The organism is Algoriphagus alkaliphilus (assembly GCF_900103735.1).
GTDB classification, from domain to species: domain Bacteria; phylum Bacteroidota; class Bacteroidia; order Cytophagales; family Cyclobacteriaceae; genus Algoriphagus; species Algoriphagus alkaliphilus.
Genome location: NZ_FMXE01000057.1, coordinates 8,867 through 10,390 on the forward strand (window position 1 = coordinate 8,867; position 1,524 = coordinate 10,390).

The 1,524-nt window shown below is 40.5% G+C and carries 1 protein-coding gene; it reads left to right on the forward strand.

Translation table 11 applies throughout. The features are described from left to right. The first annotated feature begins 256 nt into the window (after nt 1–256). Nucleotides 257–1,426 carry an ATP-binding protein gene (locus BLQ81_RS21480; RefSeq protein WP_092735103.1) on the forward strand — a complete coding sequence of 390 codons (1,170 nt, stop codon included), beginning with the start codon at nt 257–259 and terminating at the stop codon, nt 1,424–1,426. Nucleotides 1,427–1,524: the final 98 nt, after the last annotated feature.

The following is a 1,524-nucleotide window of genomic DNA, read 5'->3' on the forward strand; positions in this document are numbered from 1 at the left end:
GACCGTTGACTAAAAATAAGTATCAAGTAGCTAGACGCAAGTAGCAAGACACCGGAACCAAGAAGGAAGAACGAGATACCAACTCAACATCCCGCTGCTGTGGACTGTGGACTGTCGTCCGTTGACCAATTCAACAATTAACCCTTAACCCAAATCCCCCAATTCAACAAAAAACGCACTGCTATAGTGCAAAAAAATTAAAAATTCGCACTCCTTTGGTGCAATTTCTTGTAAGTTTGCATACTCAATATGCTTAATGGATAGTTTGTTTCAATACTCCAACCAATTAATTGCCCATGTAGATCCAGCATTTACACGCTATCTCTACGATAAAATTAACTGGCAAAACAGATTGCTCGGACTGATCGGACCCAGAGGTATCGGGAAAACTACCCTCATCTTACAGTACATCAAAAACAATCTAAATCTTCAGGAAACACTCTATGTGACAGCAGAAGATTTCTATTTCGCAAAAAACCGTTTGACCGATTTGGCAAATGACTTTGTAAAAGCTGGAGGAAAATATTTGTTTGTTGACGAGGTGCACAAATACCCGGATTGGGCGAAAGAACTAAAACTTATTTACGATTACCATCAAGAGCTTAAAGTAGTGTTTACGGGTTCCTCGATTTTTGATATCAAAAAAGGGAGTGCCGATTTGAGCAGAAGAGCAGTGGTTTACTCCATGCAGGGACTGTCTTTTCGTGAATATCTGATGCTTTTTCATCACATAGAAGTACGACCTTATTCACTAGACGAAATTATCAATCACCAAGCCGATGTTCCTCAAATTCCCCATCCACTTCCCCTCTTTGATGACTATCTGAAAAAAGGATACTACCCATATTCCAGGGAAGATGATTTTGGACTGAAACTACAGCAGGTCGTAAATCAAACCCTGGAAGTGGATATCCCAACCTATGCCCAAATGAACGTTTCGACAGGACGAAAACTGAAGCAGTTGCTGGCAATTGTGGCACAAAGCGTACCCTTCAAACCCAATATGAGCAAAATAGCAGAAATGCTGAATATAAGCCGAAACAACATAGCAGATTACTTGCTCTACATGGAAGAGGCGGGTATGATCACTCAGCTGAGAAGCCAAACAGAGGGCGTCAGGGCATTGGGTAAAGTCGATAAAGTTTATTTGGAAAACAGTAATCTGGTTTACAGCTTGGTAGATGACCATCAAAACAAAGGAAATATACGGGAGACCTTTTTTCTCAATCAATTGAAAGTGAATCACCACGTAGTTTCTTCATCTGTCAGTGATTTCAAAATTAATATGATGGATTTTGAAGTAGGCGGAAAAGGCAAAGGAGAAAAGCAAATCAAAACCGCCCCAAAAGGATACCTAGTCAAAGACGATATAGAGCGAGGATACCTCAATACCATCCCCCTTTGGCACTTTGGATTGATGTATTGATTCAAAGTATCAAGTATTTAGTATCAAGTATCAAGACCGAAGACCGCAGCAGCCAACTCCCCCTTAGACCACAGATTTCAACTTGTAAACAAATCTTC

Bases quoted from the DNA above. Each gene is read 5' to 3' on its own strand.
- BLQ81_RS21480 (WP_092735103.1), top strand. From the start codon at position 257: ATGGATAGTTTGTTTCAATACTCCAACCAATTAATTGCCCATGTAGAT.